The 22,447-nt window shown below is 61.5% G+C and carries 21 protein-coding genes; 13 read left to right on the top strand and 8 right to left on the bottom strand.

Annotated features, from left to right (window positions below; genetic code table 11):
- Positions 1-183: 183 nt before the first annotated feature.
- The 5 genes from AB5Y47_RS13180 to AB5Y47_RS13200 all read left to right on the top strand — a co-directional run bounded on the left by AB5Y47_RS13180 (position 184) and on the right by AB5Y47_RS13200 (position 6,316).
- Positions 184-756, top strand: coding sequence for a common pilus major fimbrillin subunit EcpA (locus tag AB5Y47_RS13180; RefSeq protein WP_010672341.1), 573 nt, complete (start codon positions 184-186; stop codon positions 754-756).
- Between the two features lie 60 nt (positions 757-816).
- Positions 817-1,476: a fimbria/pilus periplasmic chaperone gene (locus AB5Y47_RS13185; RefSeq protein ID WP_045522689.1), complete on the top strand. Its 660-nt coding sequence runs from the start codon at positions 817-819 to the stop codon at positions 1,474-1,476.
- 78 nt (positions 1,477-1,554) lie between these two features.
- A complete protein-coding gene (locus tag AB5Y47_RS13190; protein ID WP_223918057.1) occupies positions 1,555-4,002 on the top strand; it encodes a fimbrial biogenesis outer membrane usher protein in 2,448 nt (815 codons plus the stop codon).
- Positions 4,003-4,004: 2 nt separating this feature from the next.
- Complete coding sequence (locus AB5Y47_RS13195) at positions 4,005-5,627, top strand: hypothetical protein (RefSeq protein WP_043153743.1); 1,623 nt, start codon at positions 4,005-4,007, stop codon at positions 5,625-5,627.
- Positions 5,628-5,641: 14 nt separating this feature from the next.
- Entirely contained in the window at positions 5,642-6,316 is a 675-nt protein-coding gene (locus tag AB5Y47_RS13200; RefSeq protein WP_234922342.1) for a fimbria/pilus periplasmic chaperone, read from the top strand.
- 34 nt (positions 6,317-6,350) lie between these two features.
- Here AB5Y47_RS13200 and leuE read toward each other — a convergent pair whose 3' ends face one another.
- Positions 6,351-6,989 (bottom strand): leucine efflux protein LeuE, encoded by a 639-nt coding sequence (leuE, locus tag AB5Y47_RS13205; RefSeq protein WP_010672336.1) that lies wholly within the window; start codon positions 6,987-6,989, stop codon positions 6,351-6,353.
- A 211-nt stretch (positions 6,990-7,200) separates the two neighbouring features.
- Here leuE and AB5Y47_RS13210 point away from each other — a divergent pair, with 211 nt between their 5' ends.
- Positions 7,201-8,421 (top strand): MFS transporter, encoded by a 1,221-nt coding sequence (locus tag AB5Y47_RS13210; protein WP_041214206.1) that lies wholly within the window; start codon positions 7,201-7,203, stop codon positions 8,419-8,421.
- Between the two features lie 225 nt (positions 8,422-8,646).
- Here the strand turns inward: AB5Y47_RS13210 and AB5Y47_RS13215 are convergent, their stop codons facing one another.
- Together AB5Y47_RS13215 and ftnA are read right to left on the bottom strand one after the other, a co-directional pair.
- Positions 8,647-9,831, bottom strand: coding sequence for an NAD(P)/FAD-dependent oxidoreductase (locus AB5Y47_RS13215; protein ID WP_049637075.1), 1,185 nt, complete (start codon positions 9,829-9,831; stop codon positions 8,647-8,649).
- Positions 9,832-9,993: 162 nt separating this feature from the next.
- Positions 9,994-10,518 (bottom strand): non-heme ferritin, encoded by a 525-nt coding sequence (gene ftnA / locus AB5Y47_RS13220; RefSeq protein ID WP_010672333.1) that lies wholly within the window; start codon positions 10,516-10,518, stop codon positions 9,994-9,996.
- Between the two features lie 209 nt (positions 10,519-10,727).
- Here ftnA and AB5Y47_RS13225 point away from each other — a divergent pair, with 209 nt between their 5' ends.
- Complete coding sequence (locus AB5Y47_RS13225; RefSeq protein ID WP_049637076.1) at positions 10,728-12,512, top strand: GGDEF domain-containing protein; 1,785 nt, start codon at positions 10,728-10,730, stop codon at positions 12,510-12,512.
- A 17-nt stretch (positions 12,513-12,529) separates the two neighbouring features.
- On the opposite strand, the gene fabV is transcribed toward AB5Y47_RS13225, so the two are convergent.
- Positions 12,530-13,717 (bottom strand): enoyl-ACP reductase FabV, encoded by a 1,188-nt coding sequence (gene fabV, locus AB5Y47_RS13230; protein WP_045522675.1) that lies wholly within the window; start codon positions 13,715-13,717, stop codon positions 12,530-12,532.
- 452 nt (positions 13,718-14,169) lie between these two features.
- On the opposite strand from fabV, the gene AB5Y47_RS13235 reads away from it, so the two are divergent.
- Positions 14,170-14,604 carry a universal stress protein gene (locus tag AB5Y47_RS13235; RefSeq protein WP_010672329.1) on the top strand — a complete coding sequence of 145 codons (435 nt, stop codon included), beginning with the start codon at positions 14,170-14,172 and terminating at the stop codon, positions 14,602-14,604.
- Positions 14,605-14,795: 191 nt separating this feature from the next.
- Positions 14,796-15,809 (top strand): tryptophan--tRNA ligase, encoded by a 1,014-nt coding sequence (trpS, locus tag AB5Y47_RS13240; RefSeq protein ID WP_104455000.1) that lies wholly within the window; start codon positions 14,796-14,798, stop codon positions 15,807-15,809.
- Here the strand turns inward: trpS and AB5Y47_RS13245 are convergent.
- A complete protein-coding gene (locus AB5Y47_RS13245) occupies positions 15,788-16,762 on the bottom strand; it encodes a LysR family transcriptional regulator (RefSeq protein ID WP_039040672.1) in 975 nt (324 codons plus the stop codon). The two genes, trpS and AB5Y47_RS13245, sit on opposite strands and share 22 nt — an antisense overlap.
- A 91-nt stretch (positions 16,763-16,853) precedes the next feature.
- On the opposite strand from AB5Y47_RS13245, the gene AB5Y47_RS13250 reads away from it, so the two are divergent.
- Positions 16,854-17,753, top strand: coding sequence for a DMT family transporter (locus AB5Y47_RS13250; protein WP_160837950.1), 900 nt, complete (start codon positions 16,854-16,856; stop codon positions 17,751-17,753).
- Positions 17,738-17,899, top strand: a complete 162-nt coding sequence (locus AB5Y47_RS13255; RefSeq protein ID WP_113978745.1) for a hypothetical protein — start codon at positions 17,738-17,740, stop codon at positions 17,897-17,899. Before AB5Y47_RS13250 ends, AB5Y47_RS13255 begins: the two co-directional genes overlap by 16 nt.
- Before the next feature lie 105 nt (positions 17,900-18,004).
- Here the strand turns inward: AB5Y47_RS13255 and AB5Y47_RS13260 are convergent, their stop codons facing one another.
- A complete protein-coding gene (locus AB5Y47_RS13260) occupies positions 18,005-18,475 on the bottom strand; it encodes a DUF6314 family protein (protein WP_113978755.1) in 471 nt (156 codons plus the stop codon).
- 42 nt (positions 18,476-18,517) lie between these two features.
- Between AB5Y47_RS13260 and AB5Y47_RS13265 the strand changes: the two genes are divergently transcribed.
- Complete coding sequence (locus AB5Y47_RS13265) at positions 18,518-19,372, top strand: carboxylate/amino acid/amine transporter (protein ID WP_053287971.1); 855 nt, start codon at positions 18,518-18,520, stop codon at positions 19,370-19,372.
- 63 nt (positions 19,373-19,435) lie between these two features.
- Here the strand turns inward: AB5Y47_RS13265 and AB5Y47_RS13270 are convergent, their stop codons facing one another.
- Together AB5Y47_RS13270 and AB5Y47_RS13275 are read right to left on the bottom strand one after the other, a co-directional pair.
- Positions 19,436-20,299 carry a sensor domain-containing diguanylate cyclase gene (locus AB5Y47_RS13270; RefSeq protein WP_039040669.1) on the bottom strand — a complete coding sequence of 288 codons (864 nt, stop codon included), beginning with the start codon at positions 20,297-20,299 and terminating at the stop codon, positions 19,436-19,438.
- A 169-nt stretch (positions 20,300-20,468) separates the two neighbouring features.
- Complete coding sequence (locus AB5Y47_RS13275) at positions 20,469-21,182, bottom strand: 3-deoxy-D-manno-octulosonic acid kinase (protein WP_010672321.1); 714 nt, start codon at positions 21,180-21,182, stop codon at positions 20,469-20,471.
- A gap of 138 nt (positions 21,183-21,320) precedes the next feature.
- On the opposite strand from AB5Y47_RS13275, the gene AB5Y47_RS13280 reads away from it, so the two are divergent.
- The gene (locus AB5Y47_RS13280) at positions 21,321-22,421 is read left to right on the top strand and encodes a glycosyltransferase family 9 protein (RefSeq protein WP_102949269.1); all 1,101 of its coding nucleotides are present in this window, start codon (positions 21,321-21,323) and stop codon (positions 22,419-22,421) included.
- Positions 22,422-22,447 lie beyond the last annotated feature (26 nt).

Below are 22,447 nucleotides of genomic sequence, written 5' to 3' on the forward strand. Positions count from 1 at the left end.
TCAAAACAGATCCGATCGTTATCTTAGTCGACGAAAAAACAAGCTGGTCCGAGGAGAAACATATTCCAGGTCCGGCTGCCACGACTGGTCGAATCGTCGCCAACGTGGCAAGGCATGCCCCTGACGGGCAATGAACCAACCGGGTGGTCAATACCATCCAGAAGATATGTAGGAAATATCGTAATGAAGAAGACTCTGATTGCTCTGTCCGTGGCTACCCTGGGCTTTGCCGCCACCGCTCAAGCCGCCGTAGAAGCGTCTGCCGTCGCGACCTGGCAGGCCACTGCCAAGAAAGACACCACTTCCGAGCTGGTGGTCACCCCGCTCTCCAGCCTCTCCTTCCAATATGCCGAAGGGATCAAGGGGTTCAACACCGTCAACGGCCTGTTCGATGTCGCCATCAAGGGTGATGCCAGCGCGACCGACTTCACCCTGAAGGCGAAGAAGCTGAACGGCACCCTGAATCACCTGGGTGGCGACTCCACCGTCGATGTGGGCGTGCTGTGGGGCGGCGCACCGGTCAGCACAACCGCCTACACCACCCTGATCGACACCGCTGCCGGCATCACGGGGGGGAATCTTTCTCCTCTTGCCAACGGCTTCAAGAACGATGCCGAACGCGTCACAGCGCAGGGTTCCTTCACTTTCAACATTGAAAGTGCCACTGCCAGCGGCACCCCCACCACCTTTGACGCCCTGCCGGACGGCCTGTGGAGCGGTGAAGTCAACGTCGAGTTCGTAGCGAACTGGAGCTAACTCATCCACCGCTTACCATTGAGGGCCCTGCGGGGCCCTTTGTTCTCTTAGGGGCACATCATGAACCTGAAAATTGCAGCGATATGGCTGCTGCTCATTCCCGGTATCAGCCAGGCGATCAATGTCGGCGCCGTCACCACCTTCATTGATGCAGGCAGCCAGGAGGTCGCCAAACAGATTGAAAATGGCAGTGACCAGGCCAGATTGGTCACGATCAGCGTGACACGCATCACCTCACCGGAAGAGGGAGGGCAGGAGATCCCCATGGAAGTCAGCGGCGAGCTGATGTTGTCACCCAGTCGGCTGATGCTGCCCGCCAATGCCAAAAACAACGTCAGGTTCTTTTACAAGGGTCCGCAGGATGACAAGGAGCGTTACTACCGCATCCGCTGGCTGGACACGGCGCTCTCCGTCGACGATCAGCGCAACGAACGCCGTCAGGCTGTTGCCACCACGTCAGCACAGATAGGCACCATTCTGGTGGTAACACCACGCCAGCACCGGTTCGCCTATGACCTGAAGGACGACACGCTCACCAACCAGGGCAATGCCTCCTATCGCACGGTAGCGTATGGCCCCTGCCTGAAAGGCGAGGAGCTGTGCAAGGAAACCTACTACGACCTGCCGGGCAAGCAACGCCGGTTCAAGCAGGTCAATATGCGTGATCCAAAGAGCCACCTGGGACTCTGGCTGGGTCAGGAATTCGTCGTCATCAAGTAACCCCCTATCACGGTGCCGCCCCACCCTCTTGCAGGGTGACGGCTCTCGATCTCCACACCCGGAACCATGGTGCTCGATATGTTGAAAAAAGCCTGGCTGTTGCCGCTCTCCTGGCTGATTGCGATGTCAGCCTCGGCCAGCACTGCTGCCCCTCTCAAAATTGCCAACGTCATCATTCCTGCCAGTTTTGCCAAGGCGCTGGAAGAGGGGCTGGCGGTACCGGTACGCCTGCGATACACGGATGAGGACAACAGGATCGACACCCTGACCGACGACACCATCGGCAATGCCACCCTGCTGCTGCAAGACGGCAAGCTGCACTTGTTGCACCTTGATTTCAGTGCCGGCCAGCAGCAAGGCGTGCTGAACGATGCCCTTACCACTCTGCTCTCCAGCAAGCAAAGACGCACCTTTTCTGCCGATGGCGCCTTGCAGATCGATGCCGATGCCAGCATGCAGCTGGACCTCGTCGCCATGCTGCTCACCATCCGGGTGTCACGGGATGCCTTTGGCCAGGCGAGGCAATCTGACAACCGTGTCGCACTGACCCCGACGGTGGACACCCTGACGGGCGTACAGCGCTACAACCTGGGTTACTCCTTCATCAATACCCCCCAGAGCGGGCACCAGGACTCCAATTTCCTGCAGCTGGAGAGTACCGTAGGGCTGGGCGCGCACCATGTCGCCGTGGATGCATCCCTTTACAACCTGGGTGAGCCGGAGCAGAGCGGCGACATCTACCGCGCCATGTACGAACGGGATCTCGATGATCGCCGCATCGCAGCAGGCATGGTCTCGACATGGGACCTGCAGACCCTGGGGGTGGTGACGGGCCTGACCACGGGTCGCCTCTACGGCGCATCCTATGGCAACCAGGCGCAATCTCGAAAACAGACCACCAACGAATCGACCACTCCGGTGCAAGTCTTCATGCCCGCCAACGGCGAGGCCAGGGTCTATCGGGATGAACGCCTGATAGGCCTGCAAAACCTGGCGATCGGCAACCAGCACATCGACACCTCCGCGTTCCCCAACGGGGTCTACAACGTCACGGTCGAAGTCTATGTCGACGGCCGCCTGACCAGCACGACCACCCAGCGAGTCACCAAGCTGGGCGGCAATCAGGGCTTTACCCGGGAGTGGGGATGGCAATGGTGGGGAGGCATGATGGAGAACAGCCAGCACAGCGGCGATTCCCCCCTGCTCGGTCTGTCGCTGGCACGCTCGCTGGATACCCTTGATCTGGCGACGACCACCTATGCTTTCAGGGATGCGGCCGTCGGCGAGGCACGCGCAAGCTGGCAGGTCACGGATCGCCTCGGCACCCAGTTACAAAGCATGCTGTCCACCGATCACTCCTGGCGGCTGGCGTCCAGCCTTTCCTTGCAAGCCCATGACAATGCCTCCCTGTGGGTCAGCCAGGAAAAACTGTATGCAGGCGATGCCCTGGGAGTGAGTGCAACCGAGCTCTACTCTGCCGGCATCACGATCAATCTGGGTGGCTGGGTCAGCGGCATGGGCCAGCTGACCTTCAACACCACGCACGACCGTCAGATGAACAGCGATCGCAGTTATGCGGATTACTACCAGCACCTCTATGCGGGCCGATACGGCAACCTCTCCATGCGCGCCAGCCTGCAGAGCGACAGTGGCACACTCAATGGATTCAGCAACAAGAGCATCACCCTGGACTACTCCATCCCGTTCGACAATCTGTTCAGCTTCGGCATGAGCAGCAACGAGCAGGGCCAGACCACGGCCAACCTCAACTATCAGAAGCGCATGGAGGGAGCCATCAATCTGGCCGCGCTGAATGCCTCCCGCATGATGCACGGCAGCGACACACACAATATGGCGCTTTCCGGCACCCTGGGGTTCGAGAACAGGGTCATCGGCGGCACCATGACGCTGGGTCGCGGTCATGGCGGCGACGTGAATGGCAACCTGATTGCACGGGGTGCCCTGATCACCACGGAGAACGACGTGATCGCATCCAGCCGGAGCACCTCTGGTTCAGGCCTCATCATCAATACCGGCATCCACCGGGAAGGACAGATGCTCGCCAAGGTGAATGGACAGGACTACCCCCTGCAAGGGGAACAGACCTTCCTGGCGCTCCCGCCTTATCAGGAATACGAAGTGGAACTGCTCAACAGCAAGACGGGCAAGGACAGCTATGACATCAACACTGGCAAGCAGCGCTACACCCTGTTCCCCGGCAACGTCGCCACTCTGGATGCCGGCAGCAGCATCAAGGAGATGGTCACCGTGTTTGGCGTACTCAGGGCAGAAGATGGCTCGCTGCTTGCTAACGCCCGCATTGACAACCACATCGGCACCACGGTGACCAACGAGGTCGGCGAGTTCACCCTGGACGTGGACAAGGCCAACCCCATGCTGACTTTCCGCCGGGGAAGCGACTTCTGTGAAGCCGACCTGGATCTTGCACAACACACGGGCGCGGCCTGGGTCGGCATCGTGACCTGCCAAGGACTGCCCACCTACGCCATGGTGAGAGAGTATTGAACATGAACATCACACACAGATTGCTGCTGGTCATTGCACTTGGCGCCGGCTGGGCACAGCAAGGCAGTGCGGCTGTATCCAAAACCGTCTGGCCGAATGCCGCGCTGCGCCATTTTCTGTTAATTGAAAATCAGGAAGACAACAACCTGTTTGTTGCGCCGACTGATGGCCTGGATCCGCGTCTGACCGGCGCAAATGCCTGGACCTCGCTCAAAGGAAATGGTCAGGTGAGCCTGGCGTACGTTGATAACGGATACAACACCGATATCAACAACTGGAACGTCGATATGTGGGAAAACGGCCCTATTCGCCGTCCTTATGTCAACCAACGCTGCATCATGTCTTATACCCGTTGTGACCCCGATACCGCTGAGGCGGTCAACAAGCCGGCCGTCGTTGATGATTTGGGCTTCTTCGGTCTCATTGGGGCATCTGCCGGGTGGGGACATGGCAAATTGAGTGCAAGTTTCTTTGATTATCTTCGAACCATGCCTGTCGGAGCTGTTTTGAACAGGGAGATGAACCTGTGCAGGACCACGCTAAAATATGACGCGGCAGCCGGTGAACGCTGTATCAATCAGAACAGCGGAAACTGGTACGTCAGAAACATGCAGCACAAGAAGGCCGGCCATCTTCGTTTCGTACAAACCAATGCAATAAGTGAAGTCATTGTGGACAGCAATGGTGTTCCTTATGTCTTGCCCGGTTCACAAGGCTGTGAGAATTACAGGCTGGGTACCCGAGATGGGATTTTGTGTCGTTTTCTTGATTACAACTTCAATGAAGATGGCAGTCAGAACTACACCGAGCCCTACATGTATACCAATGTCAAAAACAGCTCGCTGAATAGCGCCATTGGTTCTGCGGATCTGCAAATGAGCGCAGATTTGAAAAATTGGGCAAGCAAAGGCTCTCGCTACAACATCAGCTATTTAAGAGGACAGCCATCTGTTTATCTTTTCTTGTCCAGCAATTTCTTCAAACAAGTTGTAAGGCTGGGACTGCAAGATCAACTGACTCGCAGTCTGATCAACTTCAATATGAAGAATGGATATGCTCCCGAGAGTGGATACTATGAATTCAGCGGCACAACCGAAATTCATATAAAACCACGGGACTTCAGCGTATCCATCTTGTCTTCGGAGGGCGTCAGCAATCCTTACAGGGAGGGGCAGGTCGGAAAAGACATTCTGAGCTTCTCATACAATATCTCTGATAGCGGCCCCATCAGTGCCGATATGCTGGAAATTTCTATTTCACAGGACAGGGGGTCGCCTTATCGGGGATATTGCACTTTCTATCCGGCAGGCTCCTTCGCACCTGAACAGGCCGTCCCCATCCCTACCAGGCTGGTATTCGATTCGGTGGCTCATGGAGCGGGTTCACGGCACGCCATTCGCTGCGATCGCACACCGGTGGATATTCGCACCCTCGGAATACAGGACAATCAACCACCACAGGAGTGGAATGATCCCGTCAACGGCCAGGGCATCACCCGGTTTTACAAGCTGGCGCTGGAATTCGACCTGACCGATCCCATGGTGCAGCGCACCATGGGCGACGAGATGTGGGAAGGCGAGGTGGAACAAAGCGGCACCATCATCATCAAGGGGACCTGGCGCTGACCATGGAGTACAACATGCATCGTCTACTTTGGCCCTTGCTGGGCGGCTTGCTGGCCTCACAGGCCGCCGCCCTCGACATCGGCGCCATGACTCTTGCCATGGCGCCAGAGCAGGAGTTCATTACCAGAACCCTGACCAACAACAGTGCTTCACCCAAGCTGTACGACATACAAATGGAAAAAATCAGCGACCCCACGGCCAGAGGCAGAACACTGCCCACCGTCCCCGGTGAGCTGCTGTTTGCCCCCAGGCGCTTCACCCTGCACGCCAGACATGCCCAGAACGTCAAGTTCTACTACAAGGGGCCCGCCGATGACCATGAGCGTTACTACCGCATCACCTTCACCGAATCACCAGCAGCCCAGGTGGATGAAGGCAGCCAGACGCAGCACCGGGGAACCGTCGAGGTGAAACTGGCCCTGCAGTCCATCCTGGTGGTGCGCCCGCGTCAGTCACGTTTTGCATACCAGCTGGACCCGGTACAGAGCGCCATCACCAATACCGGCAACACCTATTTCGAGTTCATGGTGAAACAGGGCTGCCAGCAGGCGGACAGCGAGGCGGACAGCAAGTACCTGCTGCCCGGGGAGACCTACCACAATCCCGGGATCAATCAACCGGGCAACCAGAAGCTCATCGTCTACCAGTCCCGCTTCATCCCGGTGGGCAAGGATTGCTGGCCAGACTAGGTGCCCGACACCGGACGGTCAGCAATCCCCAGGGTCAGGAGGAGAGCGTCGCCAGCCTGGCCGCAAACCCCATGAAGAAGAGGCCGATAAGGCCGTTGCCGAGACGGGCCGCCGTCTGGCGCTGACGGAAAAAGCGGGCCATCAGGGTACCGCCGAAGATCAGCAGGGTCAGGTAGACGAAGCTCATCGCTTCCAGCATGCCAGCCAGCACCAGGTAGGAGATCCAGGTGTGGGCATAGCTGAAGTCGATGAACTGCACGAAGAAAGAGACGTAGAACAGGATCGCTTTGGGATTGGTGAGGCTCAGGGTGAGGGCCTTGGTAAAATAGCGCTCACCGGGATCCATCTCGGACGCCGGTCCCGCCTTTTTGGCGATGAAGTTCGCGTGCAGGATCTTCACCCCCAGATAAAGCAGGTAGATGGCGCCCAGATAGCGCACCAGGGTAAAGAGCAATGGGGTGGTGCGAATGAGGGACGCGATCCCCAGATAGGCGCAGAAAATGAGAATGGCATCGCCGACGAAGACGCCGAGGGCGGCGCGATAACCCGGGCCTATGCCGCGCACGGCACCGGTTCGCAGCACGTAGAGGGAGTTCGGGCCCGGGGCGATGATGATGAAGAAGAGACCGACCAGATAGGTCCAGACGTTGATGACACCCAGGCTTTCGAACATGTTCCCTCCATGGCGGGTGATGGGCCGGATAACGGCGGCAGGCCTTCTATACTAATCCGCCCTGCGCCAAGCACAAGATCTGACCAGCCATCCACACGCCGTCAGCATGAACGGCCTGCGCGCCACGCGAACGCAATCCGGGCGTTCGCCCACTTTGGTTATGTCCAGATGCGCCGGGATAGGGCATGGTAGAGGGAGTGATACCCCAGCCATGGACAAGACCTTGAGTACCGACACCCCGATCACCGCCCCGCCCGCGGTGGACAACCCGACTACCACCGCTTATCCGGTGATCGCCGCCATCAGCTTCTCGCACCTGTTGAACGACATGATGCAGTCGGTACTGCTGGCCATCTATCCCCTCCTGAAGCTGGGGCTCGATCTGTCGTTCACCCAGATAGGTCTCATCACCCTCACCTACCAGTTCACGGCCTCGCTGCTGCAACCCCTGATCGGCCTCTATACCGACCGCAGACCCATGCCCTACTCCCTGCCTCTGGGCATGGGCTTCACTCTGGTGGGGCTGCTCTACCTGTCGCAGGCAGGCAGCTTTGGCGCCGTGCTGTTGTCGGCCATGCTGATCGGCATGGGCTCCTCCGTCTTCCACCCGGAATCCTCCCGGGTCGCCCGCATGGCGGCCGGCAACCAGCCTGGTCTGGCCCAGTCTCTGTTCCAGATCGGCGGCAATCTGGGATCGGCCATCGGCCCCCTGCTCGCGGCGCTCATCATCGTGCCGAAAGGACAGGGCAGTGCGGCCTGGTTCTCGTTGTTCGCACTCATCGGGGTCATCGTGCTCAGCTTCGTCGGCCGCTGGTCCAGCCACCATGCTGCCAGCTTCCATCGGCGGATGAGGGCCCATGCCGGCACCGGCCTGAGCCGCCGCCAGATTGGCTGGTCACTGGCCATCCTCGGTCTGCTGATGTTCTCCAAGTTCTTCTACATGGCCAGCCTGAGCAGCTATTACACCTTCTACCTGATGGACAAGTTCCACCTGTCGCTGGAGAGCGCCCAGCTCTATCTGTTCGCCTTCCTGTTTGCCGTCGCGGCTGGGACAGTGCTCGGCGGGCCACTCGGCGATCGCATCGGTCGCAAGCGGGTGATCTGGATCTCCATCCTCGGCGTCGCTCCCTTCACCCTGCTGCTGCCCCACGTCGACCTGTTCTGGACCTCGGTGCTGTCGATCGTCATCGGCCTCATCCTGGCGTCGGCCTTCTCCGCCATCCTGGTCTACGCCCAGGATCTGGTACCCGGCAAGGTCGGCACCATTTCCGGCCTCTTCTTCGGCTTCGCCTTCGGCATGGGAGGGATAGGGGCCGCCCTGCTGGGCAGATTGGCCGATGCCACCAGCATCGAAACCGTCTATCAGGTCTGCGCCTATCTGCCCCTTATCGGCCTGCTGACCGCCTTCCTGCCCAATATCAGGAGAGGCTAGAGGCCAAGCGGCAGCCAGCGACCGACCATAAAAAACGCGGCCTGAGCAGGCCGCGTCTGGTTCCATCACTCGGGCCGCCTGACACGGCCCGATCCGCTCGGACTCATCCGCTGAGCCTCTTTGTCAGCAGTACGGCCTCTCCCCCAGCCCGACGACCGGGCCCACTGGAAGTTGTCACCCGAGAGGCCGCTGACGGGACCATTCACAGCAAGGATGCGGCATCCCTCAGCAGTACTGGCCTGCCACCCAGCCCGACGACCAGGCCCACTGGAAATTGTAACCACCGAGCCAGCCGGTCACATCGACCACTTCGCCGATGAAGTAGAGGCCGGGCACGGTGCGCGCCTCCATGGTCTTGGAGGAGAGCGCGTTGGTATCCACTCCCCCTAAGGTCACTTCGGCGGTGCGATACCCTTCGGTGCCGTTGGGCAGGATCTGCCAATCCCCCAGCAGGGTGGCCACCGCCTCCAGCTCCCGTTCGTTGTACTGGCGCATCGGCTTGCTCACCAGCCATCCCAGCTCCACCAGCTTGTCGACGAAGCGCTTGGGCAGCTCGCGCCCCAGCACGGTTTTCAGCTCCTGGGCAGGATGGGCCTGGACCCAGGTCTTGAGGGTCTCTGGAATGTCGAGATCCGGCAGCAGGTTGATGTGAATCTTCTCCCCCGCCAGCCAAAAAGAGGAGATCTGCAGGATGGCGGGGCCGGAGAGGCCGCGATGGGTGAACAGCATGGCCTCCTTGAAGCGGGTGCCATCCTCGGCGGTCACCGCCACCGGCAGGCTGACCCCCGCCAGATCGGCGAAGGCCTCCTTGTCGGCCTGATGCAGGGTAAAGGGCACCAGCCCGGCGCGAGTCGGCAGCACGGTGAGGCCGAACTGCTCCGCCAGCTTGAAGCCATAAGGGGTAGCACCGAGTTTCGGCATGGAGAGGCCGCCGGTGGCGACCACCAGCGACGAGCAGGCGATCTCCCCCTTGCTGGTGTCGAGCACGAAGCCTTCATCTGTCTTGCTGACGGTGAGGATCTCGGTCTGGAACTGCAGGGTCACGCCAGCCCAGTCGCACTCGGTCAGCAGGATGTCGACGATATCCTTGGCGCTGTCGTCGCAGAAGAGCTGGCCCAGCGTCTTCTCGTGGTAGTTCAGGCCATGCCTGTCCACCAGATCGATGAAATCCTGCTGGGTATAGCGCGCCAGCGCCGATTTGCAGAAGTGGGGGTTGGCCGAAAGGAAGGCATGGGGACCCACCTGATGATTGGTGAAGTTGCAGCGACCGCCGCCGCTGATGAGGATCTTGCGGCCCGGCTTCTTGGCGTTGTCGAGCACCAGCACGGAGCGACCCCGGTAGCCAGCCTGGGCCGCACACATCAATCCGGCCGCCCCGGCACCGATCACCACCACATCCACCTGTTTCATCGTCACTCACCCATCAAAAGAAAAACGGCCCCTTTACCTTAAAGGACCGTCATTGTACCCGGCAGACACCAGCACAGCGGTACAAGGACACCTGCAAATAGAAAACGGCCCCTTTACAAGGGGCCGTCATTGTACTGACTGAACACTAAGTGTCCACGACTATCAGGCGTTGCCGTCCATGATGCTGGCCGGTGCGCCCTTGGCCAGCTCGGCCAGCTCCTTGTCGATGAAATAGAGGCCCTTGCCATCCTCGCCCACCAGGCTCAGACGGTCGACGATGCTCTTGAACAGCTTCTCCTCTTCGTGCTGCTCGGCCACGTACCACTGCAGGAAGTTGAAGGTGGAATAATCCTGGGTGGTGAAGGCGACATGGGCCAGACCGTTGATGCACTTGGTGATGTGATACTCGTGCTCCAGGGTGGTGCGGAAGATGTCACCCAGGGACTTGAATTCATGGGGAGGCGCTTCGATGGCCCCCAGCACCGGCATGGCACCGGTCTCGCTCACGTAGGTGAACAGGCGCTCCATGTGCTGGCGCTCCTCGACCGCATGCTGGCGCAGGAAGGTGGCGGCCCCCTCGAAGCCCTTGTCCTCGCACCAGGCGCTCATCTGCAGGTAGAGGTTGGAGGAATAGAATTCAAGATTAATCTGCTCGTTCAACTTCTCGATCATGGCTTTGGCCAACATGATGATTCTCCACTGTGATTTGCCCACGATTGTCGCCACTGTTGCATCCTGACGCAACCAGAGACAACCGACGCACCCCGCAGTTGCGACGACTTTTCACCTCATCCTCTCCCCCATACGGTTATAGAGAAGCAAAGAAACATGGTGTAGGTGACATCAGCCATTATGATGGCGCCATTGGTCGGGGAAAGGATTCAATGAGATTCATAATGGCACTGGCGCTGCTCTGGATGACCCAGTTGCAGGCAGCTCCCTCCTTGCTGAAAGAGGCTGAATTGCAGGCGGCGCGCGATCCCGTCGGCTATCTGCAGCGCCTCGACGCCAGTCCCCAGCAGGATATGGAACTGTTCTACGCCAGGTCCCTGGCCCAGGCAGCCCTTGGCCGCTATCCACAGGCACAGCGCGACAATGCCCGCGCCCGCGGTCTGGCCAATGCCCAGCAGGAGACCCTTCGCCTGCTCGACTTCCGGTTGCAGCAGATTGCCCTGACCCTGGATGCCGATACGCCGGATCAGGCGCTCGAGCTGCTCACCCAGCTCTGGCCAGCGGTCCGGCATCACCCCAGGCAGGTCTCGGAGTGGCATGCCCTCAACGGGCTCGCCCTCTACCGTACCCAGCAGATGAAAGAGGCGATCCTCGAGCTCAAGACCGCCTATCACCTCAAGCAGAAAGAGCCGGGTTCCATCCTCTCCACCTTGCAGTGCGGCCGTCTGCTGATGACCCTCGGCAACCTCTATGCGGACCTCAATCTCTACCGTGAGGCCGAGACCTATTATCAGGATGCCCTCGGCCAGATGGTGCAGCTCAACGAGCCCAACAGCCAGGCCATCATCCGGGCCAACATGGCCAGGCTCTACATCGACATGGGCCAGCCTGCCAGAGCCAGCCAGTTGCTCGATACCCTGCTGGCCACGCCGAGCCTGTCACCCCACTATCGCGCCATCGTCCTCGGCTACCAGGCCATGGTGTTCAACGCACGGGCGGACTGGCACTCAGCCTGGCGCAGCCTGGAGGAGGCACAAGCCATCTATGACAGGCTGGATAGCCCGCAGGCGGCCTCCCGTCTGACCGAGATCCGGGCAAGAACCCTGCTGGGTCGTGGCGAGAAGCAGCTGGCCCTGCAACTGCTGATGGAGCACACCGCCCCTCTCTCCATGGATGGTCGGGCGATGCAGGCCAGGTTGCTGGCCGATCTGGGCCGCTACCCCGAGGCCTATGGGGCCATGACCCGCTACATGCAGTACTACAAGCAGCACTTCAACCAGACCCTGAGCCAGCACGCAGCCGCCTTCCAGGTCGAGATGGATCTGGCTCGCAGCGAGGCCAGCAATCGCGCGTTGCAGCAGGAAAACGAGAGCAAGCGCCAGCAACTGCTCTACCAGCAGAGTGCCCGCTACTACCAATTGCTGCTGCTGGTGCTGCTGGCCGTCGCCTTGATCCTGCTCGGGCTCACCACCCGCAGGCTCCACCGCAGCTCGCGCCACCTCTACAAGCTCGCCACCTTCGATCAGCTGACCGGGCTGCCAAACCGGCGCGCCCTGCTGGAGAGACTGGGTCAACAGTGGCTGCACGAAACGCCCCTGACCCTGCTCATCATCGACATCGATCACTTCAAGCAGATCAACGACAAGCATGGTCACCAGGCGGGGGATCAGGCTATCCGGCAGTTGGCCAGGGAGCTCAAGAGCTGGGCACCGGACCAGCAATTGATCGGGCGCTGGGGCGGGGAAGAATTTCTGGTGGCCATGACCCAGGACGGGGCCACCTGCTGGCGGCTGGCGGAGCAGCTGAGAAGCCGGATCGCCTACCTGGCCGCCCCCCACATGACCATCAGCATCGGGGTGGCGGAACGCTCGACGCAGGATGACAGCCTGAGCCAGCTCATTCATCGGGCCGACATGGCCATGTATCAGGCGAAGCGCCAGGGGCGCAACCAGACCGTGCTGGCCCAGTCTCCCCACCTTTCCCCTGAACTGGCCTGCAACGTCGCCTGATGCCCCTCGTGCGGGTGTCAGGGCGTCAGCTCAGTGAGTGACGCCACGTTCACCGGCGCACCGTAATCCACCCCCGGCAGCTCGAAGCCGTTTAGCTGCATGAACTCCTGGCGCAACCCGGCAAAATCCCCCAGGGTGCGGAAGTTCTCCGGCGTCACCTTGGGCCAGAGTGCCGAGACGGCGGCCTGCACCGCTGGCTCAAGCTCGTGGTCATCCATCCGGATCAGCCGGTTGCCATCGGCGACGACCCCTCTGGGCCCGTACATCTTGTCGGCAAACAGCCGCTGCATCTGCTCGATGCAGCCCTCGTGGACACCACGCTCCTTCATCACCCCCATCAACAGGCCCAGATAGACAGGCAGCACCGGAATAAACACGCTCGCCTTGGTCACCAGCGCCTTGCAGACCGACACCCAGGCATGACCGCCAATCCCGGCAAGTTGCAGGTTGATGGTCTCGGCGGTGGCGTGCAGGTGCTCCTTGGCATAGCCGATGGTGCCGTCCCGATAGAGGGGATAGGTGGACTCGGGGCCAATGTAGGAGTAGGCGACGGTCCGGGCACCGGGGGCCAGGCAATCCGCCTGCTGCAATGCCTGCATCCAGCGCTGCCAGTCCTCGCCCCCCATCACGGTGACGGTGTCGCGGATCTCCTCCGGGGTGGCTGGCACCAGCGACTGCTGCACCAGCGCATCGTGCTCCAGATCCAGCCCCCAGCCTTGCAGCGGCTGGCCTGTGGTCTTGAGCACCGAGCGTACCTGTGTGCCATCCGGCATCACCCTGACTCCGCTCGCCAGCGAATAGACCACCAGATCCACCTGCCCGAGCTGCTGGCGGATGACGTCGATGGCCTGCTGGCGCATGGTGTCGGAGAAGGCATCCCCGATCAGGTTGACGGCGATACGACCGGCTTGCTCCGCCGCCTGACGAAACCAGATGTTGTTGTACCAGCCAGCACTGCCGAGCCCCTTGTCGGAGGGACCCCGCTCGAACGAGACGCCCAGGGTATCGGCCCCGGCGCCGAAGGTGAGCGCGATCCGGGACGCCAGCCCGAAACCGGACGATGCCCCCAGCACCAGCACCCGTTTCGGCCCGTTGAACGGCCCCGCCGCCCGCACCTGTTCGATCTGTTGCAGCACGGCGGCGCGACAACCCATGGGGTGGCAATTGCGGGCAACACAACCCTGGATCTGGGGATGAATGATCATGAAGGACTCTCCGGTGCATCGGTGGGACATGAGAAACGGCCATGACAGCGTCACCCGGTTGCAGGTGAGGAGCCCTGGCCGTTTTGCCAAGGGAACTGGCTACAGCATAACCAAGGGGGGCGGGATTACCTTGATGTCGGACGGGATATGGGCTGGAAGAGGGCAGAAAAACAAAAGGGAGCGCGAGGCTCCCCAAAGCGGTATTCAGATGCTTTTTGTTGTTTTGTGTTCATTGCGAAGCACGGGCACATCCTATTCCCCCACCTTCCCGGGGGCAATAGCACGCCTGTGACCGGCGTCAAACTCCTGTTCAAAATATGCACTCCCCGGCCACCTGCACCTCTACGCCTTCCGGTTCGGGGTCAGGCAAATCCTGAAACTGTGGCGACGATGCCGTTTTAGTTTCAGCAGACATTGGTATAGTGGACCCAGGATCAGTGAGGAGAACTCCCATGAATGGAACCTATTACAAACACGTACTGGCCGCGATCGACCTGTCGGAAGACAACCGCAAGGTGATCGAGAAGGCGGTCGACCGGGCCCGCTCCAACGGCGCCAAGCTGTCGGTGATCCATGTGGATGTGGACCTCAAGGATCTCTACACCGAGATGATCGACATCGACATCGACAACGTGCAGGACCAGGTGATCGCCGAAGCGAAGGAGAAGCTGGAAGCCTTCCTCGCCTCGGTGGACTACCCCATCGAGAAGAAATTGGTGATCTGCGGCGATCTGAGCGAGCGGGTCAACCAGGCGGTCAAGGACTACCAGATCGACCTGCTGGTGTGCGGCCATCGCCAGAGCTTCTGGAGCCTGCTCACCTCGAGCGCACGCCAGCTGATGAATACCGTGCCCTGCGACATGCTGGTCGTGCCCTTGCAGAAGTGATCGAACAGGCGTAGTGTGATTTGCCATGAATATGACCTCATTCAATCACAACTACTGGTGGTGCTGCTTCTAAACAGGCGGCACTGCTTTTCTATGTAAAATTTCCAAAAGAAAACACCGTGACCGCCGAGAGGCTGTCATTGTTTTCATCCCTTTGTCGCCTCCCGGCTCACCCAACTGGAGAGAGTGACATGCACAACCCCGTGATCCTGACCGGCGACCGCCCCACCGGCAAACTGCACATCGGCCATTACGTCGGCTCCCTGCGCCAGCGCGTGGCCGCCCAGCACCATTACCGCCAGTTCGTCATGATCGCCGATCTGCAGGCGCTGACCGACAACGGCCACAACCCGGCCAAGGTGACCGACCACGTGCTGGAGGTGATGGCCGACTACCTGGCCGCCGGCCTCGACCCGGCCAAGACCACCTTCTGCCTGCAGAGCGCCCTGCCCGCCCTCGCCGAACTCACGACCTACTACCTCAACCTGGTCAGCGTCGCCCGGCTGGAGCGCAACCCCACCGTCAAGGCCGAAATCCAGCAGAAAGGGTTCGAGCGCAGCCTGCCCGCCGGCTTCCTCGTCTATCCGGTCAGCCAGGCCGCCGACATCACCGCCTTTCGTGCCACTCACGTGCCGGTGGGCGAGGATCAGCTGCCCATGCTGGAGCAGACCAACGAGATAGTGCGCCGCTTCAACACCCTGGTTGGCAAAGAGGTGCTGACCGAGTGCCAGCCCATCCTGAGCGACACCGGCCGCCTGCCCGGCATCGACGGCAAGGCCAAGATGTCAAAGTCCCTTGGCAACACCATCGAACTCGGCATGTCGAGCGACGAGATCAAGCAGGCGGTGTTCGCCATGTATACCGACCCCAATCACCTCAAGGTGAGCGATCCGGGTCAGGTGGAGGGCAATACGGTGTTCGCCTATCTGGATGCCTTCCACCCTGACAAGGCCCTGGTGGCCGAGATGAAGGCCCATTACCAGCGCGGTGGTCTGGGGGACATGCGCTGCAAGCAGGTACTCAACGACTGCCTGCAGACCCTGCTCGCTCCGATGCGGGAGCGGCGCGAGGCAGCCATCGCCGACAAGCGCCAGCTGCTGCGCCTGTTGCAGCAGGGCACCGAGCAGGCCCGGGCCCTCACCGACGAGGTGCTGGCCGAGGTGAAGGGGGCGATGGGGCTGGACTACTTCTCCGGATTGGCGTGATCTGCCCCCTGCGGCGCGGGATGGCCGAGCGCATCCGCGCCGTAGCGCTCCCTCGCCAGCCGGTGCAACAACCCCTTGAACCAGCCGATCGCCTCGTCATGGGCACTGAGCGGGTGGCCCGCCATCAGATAGACGATGGGGATGGCGGGTTCCAGCTGGTGCAGGCGCAACGGATAGTGGCGACAGAAGTGGCGCCCGATCATCTCGGGCACCACCACCAGGTAGCGGCCGGTCGCCATCAGCGGCGGTACCGCCATAAAGCTCGGCAGCCTGACCCCCAGCTCCCGCTCCACCCCGAAACGGGCCAGCCAGAGATCCACCATGGCCTGGCTGTGGCCCCAGCTGGAGGTGTGGATATGGGGGCGGCTGACCAGTTCTCCCGGCCCCAGCATGTCGGGTAGGGCGCTGCCGAGGGGCGACAAACAGACCAGCGGATTGCTGAACCACTCCTCGCGCCACAACCGGGGCGAGAGATGGTTGGCACCGGCAAACCCGATCACCAAATCCAGTTCCCCCTTCTCCAGCTCCCGCTCGTAGTCGCTGTCCGCCAGCTCGCACACTTCCAGTCGGCAGTGGGGAGCCTGTTGCACCATCCACTCCACCAGCACCGGCACCAGGCCGTGCTCCACCGAGCCCGGGGTGGCGATGCGAAAGATCCGCCGCGCACTTGCCGGGTCGAATCCCTTGGCCTGACGCAGCCCCTGCTCCAGCATGGCCAGCGCCTGGCGCACCGGGCTCGCCAGCGCCTTGGCCCGTTCGGTCGGCATCATCTCGCGCCGACTCATCACGAACAGGGGGTCGTCAAGCGCCGTTCGCAGCCGCCCCAGCGCATGGCTGACGGTGGACTGGGAGAGGTGCAGCCGTTCGGCGGCACGGGTGACGTTGCGCTCCTGCATCAGCATGTCGAACACGGTGAGCAGGTTGAGGTCGAGGCGGGAGAGGGGCAGTTCCATCGATATTGGCCATAGTTGAATGACGACAATTCATTTTTGGCATAGTAGCAGATTGCATAGAATGCGCAGGCGAATTACATCGGAGATTCAAATGCGTAGCTATCTGTTGTTGCTGGCGATCGGCCTGTTGTGGGGCTCCCAGTTCATTTTCATGCACCAGGCCGTGGCTGAACTGCCCCCCATCATGGTGGCCGCCGGACGCGCCCTGTGCGGCAGCCTGACCCTGGGTCTGCTCTGCCTGTTCATGCGTCTCAAGAGTGAACACACACCCTGGCGAACCTATATGCTGATCGCCCTGCTCGACGCCACCATCCCCTTCATCATGGTGGCCTGGGGACAACAGTACGTGGACAGCGCCATCGCGGCCGTGGTCATGGGTTGTATCCCCTTTGTGACCATTCTGGCGGCTCCCTTGTTTATTTCTGGTGAAAGAATCACCAAGGGCGGCCTCGTCTCCGTGATCATCGGCTTCATCGGCGTGCTGATACTGTTCTGGCCCAAGCTGACCAGCGGCATGAATGCCGGCCTGCTCGGTGCCATGGCCATCCTGTTCGGTGCCAGCTGCTTCGCCATTGGCCTGCTGATGATCAAGCGCTTCGCCAAGGACCATCCTGTGGTCGTGGCCCGCAACATCCTGATCTCCTCAGCCATCCAGCTGCTGCTGGCCGCGCCCTTCGTGGCCGACCTGAGCACCCTCACCCTGCCGAGCCAGCAGGCCATGGGCGCCGTCGCCATGCTGGGGATCTTCTGTACCGGCCTGGTCTACTTCCTCTACATGGCGCTGATCCAGAAGGCGGGCCCGACCTTCGCCTCCTTCAGCAACTACCTGGTGCCGCTGTTCGGCGTCATGCTGGGAGCCCTGTTCCTCGGCGAGCAGATCCAGTCCACCACGGGCGTGGCGCTGGCCCTGATCCTGGGTTCGGTCGCCCTCAACCAGTGGGCACAGCAGCGCCGCCAACAGCGGGAGGCTGCCCTATGTCAGGCATCCTGACCACCCTCTGCGGCGGTCTGGTACTGATAGCCGGCTGGCAGTATCGCCACCCGCTGGCCGGGGTGCTGGGTCTGCTGATGGTGCTGCTGCCCTGGTTCTTCGACAGCAAGCTGCAAGCCATGCTGAACTATGCACTGAATGCCTGAAGACCCTCTCTGCGTGTGTGACGAGAGTGTATCTCTCCTGTTTTTGGGACCGTTTTAACAAAACCTCCGATTTGTCCCCTCTACCGGCGCCCTGCGCCGGTTTTTTTATCTCTGCACCTCTGGTCCGTAGCGATAACTCAACCGCTCGTTCTTGCGCGGCCCCGTTATCTGCCAGGCGAGCAGGAAACCCTCGCCGGTTTCGGTCAGCTCGGCGCTGTAGTGATCCTGCCCGCACAGGTGAGGCTCGGCCGTGACCCAGTGCCCGTCCCCCCGGGGCAACAGCTCGAACAACATCACCGGCTGCTCGTAGCGCAGGTGGGAGAGCATGATCCCTCGTGCGGTGCGCTGCCACCAGAAGCGGTTGTGCATGGTCAGCTCCCGGCCATGGGGCGTGGTGTAGCGACCCGTCTCGGCATACAGCCACCCCCCATGATGATCGGTCACCACCACGGCCCCCTCCCCACGACCGCACCAGTCGGTGGCGGATCCGGCCCCGTTGCTCGCCTCGAAGGCAAATGCTCCGATCTGTGACAACCCTTCCCATAAACGCTGGATCGCGCCTTCCAACTCGGCCATCATAGCGCCCTCCAAATTGACAACTGACGACAATTCAATCACATGAACTACTTGATAGGGGTTACCCTGCTCTGGTCCTTCTCCTTCAGCCTGATCGGGGTCTACCTTGCCGGTCAGGTGGATGCCTACTTCTCGGTACTGACCCGCATCGTGCTCGCCAGCCTGGTGTTTCTACCCTTCCTGCGCCGTCGCTGGCTGCGCCCCGATCTGGTGGCCAAGCTGATGGCCCTCGGTGCCATCCAGCTCGGCATCATGTATCTCTTCTACTACCACTCCTTCCTGCTCTTGACGGTACCGGAAGTGCTGGTGTTCACCATCTTCACCCCCATCTATGTCACCCTGATCCACGACCTGCTGGAAGGGCGCTTCAAGCCTGTCTATCTGTGGGGGGCCCTGCTGGCGGTGCTGGGGGCGGCCGTCATCCGTTTCGACGGCCTGACCGAAAACTATGTACTGGGATTCCTGGTGGTGCAGGGCGCCAACGTCTGCTTCGCTCTGGGCCAGGTAGGCTACAAGGTGCTGCTGGCCCGGGAGGCTGAGCAGCCGCCCCAGCTGGCGGTGTTCGGCTGCTTCTATCTGGGCGCCCTGGTGATCGCCCTGCCCGCCTGGTGGCTGCTGGGCAAACCTCAATATCCCGCCAGCTCCCTGCAATGGGGCATCCTCTTCTGGCTGGGGGTCGGGGCATCCGGGCTCGGCTACTTCCTGTGGAACAAGGGGGCGACCCTGGTCAGCAGCGGCGTGCTGGCCATCATGAACAACGCCTTGATCCCCGCGGGTCTGCTGGTCAATCTGGTGCTCTGGGGAAAGGATACCGACCTGCTCAGGCTCGGTCTGGGCGCCCTGCTGATGCTGGCTTCTCTCTGGGTCTGCCAGCGTCAGCAGGTCAGTGAGCGCTGACTGAAAACCATTGACGCTGATGGGTCCATCGGCGTCAATGGGTACGCGGACAGTGACTGGCCGTCAGCCGACCACGGCGTTGTGTTCCCGCTTCGCCTGACCGTGGCAGGAGGCCAACCGGGCCAGCAGGTGATCGAGCTGCTCGGCACTCTGGCTCTGCACCAGGCCGATGCTCACGGTCACCGGGCGCTGGGGCAGCAGGCTGGCGTCGGCGATCTCAAGACGCAGCCGCTCGGCAATCTCCAGGCCGCTCAACCGATCGGTCTGGGAGAGCATCAGGATGAAGCCGTCTTCGTCCCAACGAGCGAAAGGATCTTCCCGGCGCAGCTCGCGGCGCACGATGCGGGCCAGCTTGGCCAGCATGGCGTCGCAGGCCGCCTCCCCGAACAACTGCAGGATCTTGCTGCGGTGATCCACGCTGAACTGCAGCAGACAGAAACTGCCGCTCTCGCTGGCCAGCCGTTCATCCAGCAACAGCTCGAAGTGGCTGCGGCTCTCGAGGCCGGTGAGGGGATCCGTGTCATGGCGATCCTCCAGGGGCGCCATGGCGGCATCCAGATGGCGAACCACCCCCAGCAGTTGACCCCCTTCGTCGCGACGGACCCGCTCCTCCAGCCGGATGTAATGGCCCTGATGGTGCAGGATGCGGTACTCGAGTCGAAGCCCGTTGCTGCGCCCTTGCTGACAGGCCTCCAGGGCCTCTGCCAGACGGGGAGCATCATCCGGATGTACCCGATCCAGCCAGCCGAGATCTCCCAGCTCGCCCCCCTCCAGACCCAGCAGTTGCAGACAGGAAGGGTCCCGCCTCAGACCCTGCCCGGCCGACCAGGTCCAGATCCCGGCCTCCAACATCGCCATGGCCTGTGCCATCAGCGTCACCTCAAGGGGAGTGGTGACCTCAACCCCGGGAGTCTCATACCTTTCCATCACGCGCCTCGAAACCGGATCTGAATATCTGTCCAAGCAATCACACTCAATAAGTAACATTGGTGCTGGCGCCGAGCAACCGCGCCAGCATCGCTGGCCTCGCACCTCTCGCCCCCGGTGGTCCGCCATCAGGGCTTGCCAGCCTCCAGATACGAAGTGAAGCTCGACGTCACGCCACCTTGCCCTGATAGCCTGCCATCAGGGCCTGCCAGTTTTCCGGCACGAAGTGGAAGCTGGTGTGCAGTTGCGACTCCTTGTTGAAGGAGCGCAGCAACCGCTCCAGGTTGGCCTGCTGCCAGTTGCCGGGGGAGCGGATGGCTCCTTTGTCGAAGTCGATCACCCACACCTTGCCCTCCTTGTCGAGCAGCAGGTTGTGGCTGTTGAGATCCGCATGATAGACCCCTGCATCGTGCAACTGGCGCACCGTTTTGCCTATCTTGTGCCACACCTCACCGGCGATCGGCCCCTGCTTGAGCAGGGCCACCAGATCCTTGGCGCCGCGAATGCGCTCGATCAGGATGTCGGCCCGATAGAAGGGCCCCTGCTTGACCATGCGGGCCGCAAAGGGGCGCGGCACCGGCAGCCCCTGTTCACTCAGGGTCGCCAGCAGACGATATTCAGCCATGGCCCGGCTGCTCTCCACCCCTTCAAACCAGAACCGGTCACGCACCAGCTTGCCCACCATGCCGCCACGGTAGTAGTGACGCAGCACCAAGTGACGGGACTCATCCTTCACGAACCAGGTCACCCCGCGGCCGATGGAAGAGCCCACCACCTGGCGATGGGTCTGCCACCAGACAGGATCGAACAAGGCAGGGGAAGGATCGCGGAAGACTCCGTCGGCATACCAGCAGACCTGGTTGTGGGTGGTGTGTGTCAGCATGATGAGAATTCCGGTCGATAGTGGGTGCAGGGCCTCCATTCAGAAAGCCGTGCCGGTCGGGCAACCGGCGCAATTTTACAATCCACAGGGGAGTTTGCATAATGCCATCCATCCATTTTGCCATCGTTGCGCCACATCATGCCGCTGTTCCAAACGCCGCCCTCCTCCATCTGCATCCTGCGGCTCTCCGCCATCGGAGATTGCTGCCACGCGCTGGCGCTGGTGCGCGTCATCCAGCGGGAGTGGCCCCAGACCCGCATCACCTGGATCACCGGCAAGATTGAGGCGACCCTGTTCGCCGATCTGCCGGGGGTCGAGGTCATTCCCTTCGACAAGAGCAAGGGGTGGCGCGGCTATCGCGATCTCTGGCAGACCCTCAAGGGGCGCAGGTTCGATGCCCTGCTTCACCTGCAGGCCGCCATGCGCGCCAGCATCGCCACCCTCGGCATCAAGGCCAAGGTCAAACTCGGGTTTGATCGGGAGCGCGCCAGCGACGGTCAGTGGCTGTTCACCAACCATCGGGTCCCCTCACCCGCCTCCCCCCACGTCCTGGACGGCTTTCTCGCCTTCGCCAAAGAGCTCGGGATAAAGGATCTGACCCCGGACTGGCAACTGCCCATCAGCGCCGAGCACCAGGCCTGGGCGAAGGAGAAAATTGGCGGCAAGCCGACCCTGCTCATCTGCGCCGCTGCCAGCAAGGCATTCAAGAATTGGACTGCCGCCGGCTATGCCGCGCTGGCGGATCACGCCGCAGACAAGGGCTTTCAGGTCTATCTGTGCGGCGGACCGGCCAAGCTGGAGCGGGATCTCGCCGCCGAGATCCAGCGCCTCAGCCAGAGCAAGCCGGCAGATTTGGTGGGGCAGACCAGCCTCAAGCAATTGCTGGCGCTGATTGGCGAGGCGAGCCTGGTGCTGGCCCCGGATACCGGCCCTGCCCACATGGCCACCCTGGTGGGAACACCCGTGATCGGCCTCTACGCCCACCACAACCCCGCCCGTACCGGCCCCTATCTGTGCCGGGATTATCTGGTCAGCGTCTATCAGGAACTGATTGAGCAGGAGACCGGCAAGCCGCTGGCCGAGCTCGGCTGGCGCACCCGCCTCAAGGATCCGGACGCCATGGCCAAGATAAGCCGCGAGCGGGTCATCGCCGCCTTCGACCGCCTCTGTACCGACAAGCATCTTCTACCGACCCAGGGCAACTCGGAAATTCCGAGCCCTGGCGCAGGGATAATCTGATGGCCCGGCCCCGGCTCCGTGGGCAG

Origin of the sequence: Aeromonas sp. R7-2 (assembly GCF_040908105.1) — a bacterium.
In the GTDB taxonomy this organism is placed as follows: domain Bacteria; phylum Pseudomonadota; class Gammaproteobacteria; order Enterobacterales; family Aeromonadaceae; genus Aeromonas; species Aeromonas caviae.